The organism is Sphingobacterium sp. IITKGP-BTPF85, from assembly GCF_001006065.1.
GTDB classification, from domain to species: Bacteria; Bacteroidota; Bacteroidia; order Sphingobacteriales; family Sphingobacteriaceae; genus Sphingobacterium; species Sphingobacterium anhuiense.
Genome location: NZ_ASZT02000195.1, coordinates 1 through 7,487 on the forward strand (window position 1 = coordinate 1; position 7,487 = coordinate 7,487).

Sequence of the window (7,487 nt, forward strand, 5' to 3'; positions counted from 1 at the left end):
AATTATGCTGACGATTTACAACTATGTAAAACGTCATGAAATAGATGAGATTATTGAATGGTTAAAAACAGGAGGTAAAAATATTTTAATCCACTCGGATTTAGGTAATGGAAAAACACTATTTATAGATGGACTTGCTGTCGCGTTAACCCACCAACAACACAATGTCTTCAAATTTCAAAAATACTTTGATCAAACTGATGAAGAAATTGAATACTTATGCACAAAAATTCCTAAATGTGTTATAATCATTGAAAAATATAGCGACCATCTTGATCTACTAAAAAAAATATCATTATTCAGAACACATGATGTCACCGTAATAGTATCAGATAGATCAACAATTAATGACACTATATATATAACTTTAGAGAAAATAATTTTTAAAAACCCTTATCTTACTAAGAACTTAAACGTTCTATCTCCGAACGAAATTGATCAATTATCTACCATCTTAAGTATGTATGGTCTGTGGGGGAAACATGCCTCGAGCGAGATCGAAAAGAGAAAAATAATAGTTGATAAATGTAAAAGTTCCTTTAAATTATTGCTTTTACATTTATTAAATTCAACAGATATTAAAAATAGATATAATAAAATACTTGAGTTCATAGAAGGAGCAAACGAATCCTTTTATGATGCAACACTACTTATTTTAGCAAGCAATATATTTGATTTTCAACTCGATACAGACAAACTAACATATATCTTAGACGATGAGTTACTATACAATCCTTCGTTTAATAATAATGATTATTTAAAAGAATTCATAAATTTTGGCACGTCTAAAATTTACGTGCGATCTTCAATTCTTGCATTATCTATATTATCACAGCCACAATATCATTCAAAACTAATAAAACTATTAATAAGAATTTTCTTAAAATTAGATAAGAGAAGTGCTGATCAAAATAATTATCGCATCTTAAAAAGCCTAGTTTCATTTTCTAGACTTCAATCAGTATTTAATGTTGATAATACAAGTCATTTTAAAGCTGTTGTTTTAAATTTCTATGAAGAAGTAAAGGATACAAAATTTGCTTCTAAAAATCCTTTTTTTGGTTACAATATGCAATTGCAAGACTATCATCTCGCGAATATCAAGTAGCTGATAAATATTTTGAAACAGCTTACAGCTTCGCAAAGAAAAATGAAGACTTTGATACATTTCAAATTGATAATCATTACGCAAGACATATACTAGAAAATGAAATTTATAATGGCTCTACAGATAGCGCTATGGAGCAATTTTTAAAAGCTCATAATCTTTTATCGATAATCTACTACTAATGAGAATAGACATTATCCAATTAGGGTAGCAACAAACTATGGTAAGTTTTATGATAGATATTTTACATCTATAACTTTACAAGATCAAAAAGTATTTCTAATATCATGCCAAGAAATTAAACAAAAAATAACTGAGTATAAACTTTCCGTTGAACTTAGCAGATGGAATAAATCTGTTTTAAGATGCGAAAATGAGATTAATAGAATTTTTGACAAACAAAATGACTTTATGAATTCGAATGATGTTATTGTAAAATAAACTACAAAAAAATGTGGCGATTATTTAGATCATTAATCGCAATCATTATTTCGTGGGATCGCAATAAATCAATCCTATGGGCTATTTTACATGGTATCTTAGGCTGGTTTTATGTGATTTATTTTGCTTTTAGTAGATAGAAAAATCTAAAAAATGGAAGAAAGAAAAGACGAAGAGATAATTGGTTTTCTTGGAACTCTGGTTAACGACTTAACAAGTATAGAAGCAAGTCATGTGAGTCCAAGAATAGGGTATTATCTAACAGATCCATTCAATATTGAACTATTGGTGAGAAACAAGTTTGTCAGTAAGCCTTGGGGGCATGGAAAATATATTTAAAAAAACAAATACCCCATCAAATCAACAACTTATGAAACAATACGGGAAACCGTTTTTTACGCAAATATTAATATTTATTTTGATATGGAAAAAAAATAATATAGAAGAAAACTCCATGGACTTTAGAAACTAGACTCATATTTGATGTAAAACCAATAATTCCTATTTTTTTATTCAATAAATCTTAATATTTTTTTATATAACATATATTTTGTTATTTTATAATATGGCTAAAAATACCTATATAGATTTGTTTGCGGGATGTGGAGGATTATCCTTGGGCTTTTTTAATTCCAACCAGTGGAAGGCCAAATTTGCTATTGAAAAAAGTCCCGATGCATTCGAAACACTTCGTTATAATTTAATTGATCGGAAAAATCATTTTGATTGGCCTGAATGGTTACCAATGACTAACCATGACATTAATGAAGTACTAAAAAATTACAGTGACAAGCTCAGAAGTTTAAGAGGTTCTATTGACCTTGTTGCTGGAGGTCCACCCTGTCAAGGTTTTTCTACAGCAGGTAGAAGAGTTGAAAGTGACAATCGAAATAAGCTAATTGAATCTTATGTTAAGTTTATACGTCTGGTTCAACCTAAGCTCATTTTCTTTGAAAACGTTAAAGGATTTACACAAAAATTTGATAAGAACAAGATTAAAGGAAGGATATACTCTGAATATGTAAAAAATCCCTTCAACGAAAAATGATGAAAGAAGATTTTTGTGGATATGAAGTTTATGGAAGATTAGTAGACTTTTCAGAATTTGGAGTACCTCAAAAAAGAACTCGCTTTATATTAGTTGGTATTAGAAGAGATGTTATATCACAATATCAACCTGAAGATTTCTTTGAATTATTAATCAACAATAAAAAATATTTTGCACGATCTAAAGGAATTAATGATCTAAATAATCTTGAAGATGCTATTTCTGATTTATTAAGAATTAAAGAAACTGATTGTCCTGATTCCAAAGGATTCAAATCAGGATTATATAATAATGTAACTTCAAGTTATCAGCGCTTACTTAGAGGTAATGCTACTGATAACATACCTGATAGCCACAGGTTTGCTAAACATAGCGAAAAAACAGTGGAAAAGTTTGAATTCATTCTTCAACATGCAGAAAAAGGTAAATCTTTATCAAAAGAAATAAAAGAAAAATACAATTTAAAGAAGAGAACAGTAATACCATTAGATAGCTTACGTCCAACACCAACGATTACAACTCTTCCTGACGATTATATTCACTATTCAGAACCTCGTATCTTTACAGTGCGTGAATATGCACGTATACAATCATTTAATGATTGGTATAAATTCCGCAACAAGTATACAACGGGTGGAGAGAAAAGAACACAAGAGGTGCCAAGATATTCTCAAATAGGAAATGCTATACCTCCTCTTTTTGGTGAGCAGGCAGGGTTGATTTTAAATAAAATTCTAAATCGCTAATGACTCATCCCAACACAATATCTTTTGATGTCAAAACTGGCATGAAAAACATCATTGGTAGAGATCTTATCACAGATGACTACATTGCTATATTTGAATTAGTCAAGAACTCATATGACGCTCATGCAAAGAGAGTATCTATTACATTTGAAGATGATAAAATAATAATTTCTGATAATGGTAAGGGCATGTCAGAAAATGACTTAAGAAGCAAGTGGTTCGCCGTAGCATATTCAGCAAAAAAAGATGGTTCTGAGGATGATGATATCAGAAAAGACACTCATCTAAATAACCTTAAATCTAAACGCTTCTATGCTGGAGCTAAAGGGGTTGGTAGATTTTCATGCGACCGATTAGGAAATAACCTTATATTAAGTTCTTCAAAATATGATGAGACTGTTATTAATCAAATCATTGTATCATGGAGGGAGTTTGAGAAGGATTCAAAAGAGAACTTTCAAGATATAAAAATTCCTTATGAGGTTTTAAATGATTATAAATTAAAGTTTCCAGACAGTTCTATATCTGGAACTATTTTAGAAATTTCAAATCTTAATTCCGTATGGGATGAAGATAAAATAATAAAGCTGAAACATTCTTTAGAGAAATTAATTAATCCATTTTCATCTGACGAAGAGTTTGATATAGAGATAAAATGTGAAAAATATAAAGAGAGCGATAAACAAAAATCTCAAAGGCAAAAAATAAATGGTTTTGTAAAAAACTCTATTTTAGAAGTTTTAAATCTAAAAACAACTCAAATAGAGCTAGTTATAAATAACAAAAAAGTAGTAACTAAATTATACGATCGAGGTACATTAATTTATCATATCAAAGAAGATAACATCTTTTCTCCAATCATTACTGAAGCGAAAATAAATTTATATTTTTTAAATCGTAGCGCAAAAGTCCAATTTGGAAAAATAATGGACATCGAACCAGTTAATTACGGAAATGTATTTCTTTTTAAAAATGGATTTAGAGTACAGCCTTATGGAAATTCTGACGACGATAGTTGGGGATTAGATAAAAGAAAGCAACAGGGCTATAATAGTTTTTAGGAACTAGGGACCTATTCGGGAGGGTTGACATCACTACTGAAAATTTCGAAGAGTTTAAAGAAGTATCAAGCAGAGACGGAGGACTAGTCAACACCCTTGGAACCAAATTGTTAAAGGATATATTTATAGATAAATCATTAAAAAGATTAGAAAGATATGTTGTCGGAGTTTTATGGGGTGAAGCCTTTACAAGAAAAGGTTATTTTAAGTCCAGCCAAGATACTCAAAAATTTAGAGAACAATTAGAATTAGATAAAGATTCAGATAGTTATAATCATGCCGCTACAAATCTGGGAAGTAAGCTAGACTTTGTAAATCTTATTAAGACACTATCAGATGATGAATCAGTAGAGATTATTGAATATGATAAAAATTTAATTTCATTTGTTAATGAACAATTAGAAATCATTCAACCTAAATTCATCAAAGAATTAGAGAAAATAGCTGAAAAAACAAATGATTCTACTCTGTTAAAGCAAGTTCAATTAACAGAAGATAGTTTTAAGCAAATTGAGAAGGAAAAAGAAGATGCTTTAATAAGGGAAGAGGAAGAACGAAAAAGAAGAATTGACGCAGAGAATCGAGCTTATATAGCGGAACAGAAACGCATTGAAGCTGAACGCAAACAAAGGGATGAGAAAGATAGAAGAAAAAAAGCTGAATCTGATGCTAGAGAAAATGAACTAAAAAGAAGAGAAGAAGAAGTAAAGCGAAAAGAAGAAGAAGTAAAGCGCAAAGAAGCTGAACAAAAAGCTAAAGAAGAGAAAGATAAAACATAGATCTTACAGATAAACTTGTTGTTGAGAAGCAAAAAAATGAATATTTGTCGAGTACAAGAAAAACCCTGAGCGAGGATGCTGATCAATTAGTGCACACTATTGACCTATATATTGGTAATGCAAAAACTTTCTTAGATAGTCTGATTTTAAATAAAAATATTGAAGAAGCAATTATTGACCAATTATATTTAATCAAAAATAGTATTGATAAATCACTTAAAGTATCTGAATTAATACTTAAATCAAACTTTGACTTAAAATTAGTAAATCAACGTATAAATCTCACTAAGTATATTCATGAATATATTGCTACAAATAGTATCGCTAAGAATAAAATAAATTTCAGTGTTGTAAGTGGTTTTTCAAAGTATTATTATTTAAGTCCACTAGACCTTGAAATATCATTAGATAATCTAATTTCTAATTCCGAAAAAGCTGGTGCAAAAAATATTATCATCGAAATGCAAACCGAACAGGAAAAGCTATTAGCAATCTATTATTACGATGATGGAACTGGTGTTCCTGAAAGATTTGTTAGAAATCCCGAATTAATATTTGACCTTGGGGCAAGACAATCAGAGTCTAAAGGATCCGGTATAGGGATGTATGACGTAAAAAAAAGAGTAAAAAATATGAAAGGAGAAATATCCTTTATAGGCAATGGTTTAAAACTTAAAGGTGCGTCATTTAAAATACTGATATAACAATGGCTTCAACACAAAAAATACCGTTAAATTATTTAGTATTTGACGATGAAGATGCAGAATACGAATTAAATAGAACTGAAATCAAAATTTCAGGAATGGAGTGTAATGTAATTTTCTTAAATCCAGGGATATATTATTGTCCTGTTGAAGATAAATTTGACATAGAAAGATTTAAAGAAGATATTATTGAAAAAACACAAGGTTTGCAGATCCATTTAGTTGCTTCTGATTGGAACATGTTAGCTGCGACTAATAATTATCCAGAAGTAAATGCTTTACAAATAATTCAAATACTATTAGAAATTCACAATAAGTATAAAAAGGTTAATTACTTAATTTACTCTGGTAAGCCTAACGAAGTAAGTACTGTTTTAATAGACAAGATCAAAGTTGAATTAGACGAGAAAAACGAACCAATATATTCAAAAGAGCTTTTAAGTTTATTATTAGAACTAAAAATTAAATTTAGTTCAAGAGCTAATCGATTTATGGAAATAATAACTCTCATTAATAGTGCTAAAACTATCTCATTGATAGTTTTGAATTCTCTTTCGCTCTTTGAAAATAATAAGTTCCATAACACAGGAAATGATTTTTTTGATGGAAAAAAGATAGAGGAACTTCTATTATTGATTTCTGAGAATAATGACCATGGTTTAAAATTTGTAAGAGAATTTGTTGATATGTCAATTGCTCATTATACATTACTAAATGAATAAATACAGTGTAATACGAGTTTACCATGCGGTAGATCCAACAACAACATTTTTACAATCATTAGAAAATCTAGGTGAAAATTATACTTCATTTAATGAGGAAGATAATACCTTTTTTGAAAGAGATGTTAAAAATTATGATGAAAAAAGCTTAATCATATTCGCTGGTCACGGCTTTTCTGACGGATTGTACAGGCCTTCCAATGAAAGAAATGAAAGCGAAGATTATTTAATGATGAATGCTACCACAGCAAATATCTGTTTTCAGAATCATGATGTAATATTGTTAGCATGTCGATCAAATGAATTTATAAAAAAACTCTCGACTTATAATAATATAATTGGTTTCGGTAATATCATTAGTTCGATAGAAGAAGTTGACTCTCATAATAGAAATAATGAAATCAAATTGATTTTATCTAATACAGATATTTCTTTGTTCAATGAATCTTACGTCAAAGCCATTTATCAAACTCTTTTATTACTTCAAGGAAACAAGATAGATTTTTCAAAAGCCCCATACTATATTGAGTTCTATATTAACAAGATAATCAACAACATACTTAAAGACAACAACATTGATAACCGAAAAGAGATAGCTAGGCAGCTATTTCGATTTAGAAACGAAATATTACTATTAAAAAATCATTTATAAAAAAGTGGATGATGCCAATGCACAACTGGGAGTACAAACGCATTAAAGATACTTACATTATCTGCATAACCTTTAGTGAAATGCCTATCATAAAGTTTCCTCTAAAAATAAGTGGTGCAAAAAGCCCCACTAGCCCACTAGCAGTATATGAATTGCAAAGAGAACACCAAAAACACACCACTTTTAATCTTATCATAGTGTAAAGAATGTAACCGTCCTATTAACT

General features: G+C 29.4%; 9 protein-coding genes. All 9 read left to right on the forward strand.

Going from position 1 to position 7,487, the window contains the following annotated elements; genetic code table 11:
- Positions 1-1,108: hypothetical protein (locus L950_RS31070; protein ID WP_021189699.1), on the forward strand; the 1,108-nt coding region annotated here is incomplete at its 5' end.
- A 594-nt stretch (positions 1,109-1,702) separates the two neighbouring features.
- On the forward strand, positions 1,703-1,888 hold the full coding sequence (locus L950_RS23155; protein WP_021189700.1) for a hypothetical protein: 186 nt from the start codon (positions 1,703-1,705) through the stop codon (positions 1,886-1,888).
- A 226-nt stretch (positions 1,889-2,114) separates the two neighbouring features.
- Positions 2,115-2,597, forward strand: coding sequence for a DNA cytosine methyltransferase (locus tag L950_RS35955; RefSeq protein ID WP_197086660.1), 483 nt, complete (start codon positions 2,115-2,117; stop codon positions 2,595-2,597).
- Positions 2,594-3,343 (forward strand): DNA cytosine methyltransferase, encoded by a 750-nt coding sequence (locus L950_RS35960; protein WP_197086661.1) that lies wholly within the window; start codon positions 2,594-2,596, stop codon positions 3,341-3,343. The genes L950_RS35955 and L950_RS35960 overlap by 4 nt, the downstream gene beginning before the upstream one ends.
- Positions 3,343-4,404 carry an ATP-binding protein gene (locus tag L950_RS31085; RefSeq protein ID WP_021189702.1) on the forward strand — a complete coding sequence of 354 codons (1,062 nt, stop codon included), beginning with the start codon at positions 3,343-3,345 and terminating at the stop codon, positions 4,402-4,404. Before L950_RS35960 ends, L950_RS31085 begins: the two co-directional genes overlap by 1 nt.
- A 107-nt stretch (positions 4,405-4,511) precedes the next feature.
- Positions 4,512-5,183, forward strand: coding sequence for a hypothetical protein (locus tag L950_RS31090; RefSeq protein WP_021189703.1), 672 nt, complete (start codon positions 4,512-4,514; stop codon positions 5,181-5,183).
- A gap of 44 nt (positions 5,184-5,227) precedes the next feature.
- Positions 5,228-5,887 carry an ATP-binding protein gene (locus tag L950_RS31095; RefSeq protein ID WP_021189704.1) on the forward strand — a complete coding sequence of 220 codons (660 nt, stop codon included), beginning with the start codon at positions 5,228-5,230 and terminating at the stop codon, positions 5,885-5,887.
- A gap of 2 nt (positions 5,888-5,889) precedes the next feature.
- On the forward strand, positions 5,890-6,609 hold the full coding sequence (locus tag L950_RS23175) for a hypothetical protein (protein ID WP_021189705.1): 720 nt from the start codon (positions 5,890-5,892) through the stop codon (positions 6,607-6,609).
- Complete coding sequence (locus L950_RS23180; protein ID WP_021189706.1) at positions 6,602-7,261, forward strand: hypothetical protein; 660 nt, start codon at positions 6,602-6,604, stop codon at positions 7,259-7,261. The genes L950_RS23175 and L950_RS23180 overlap by 8 nt, the downstream gene beginning before the upstream one ends.
- Positions 7,262-7,487: the final 226 nt, after the last annotated feature.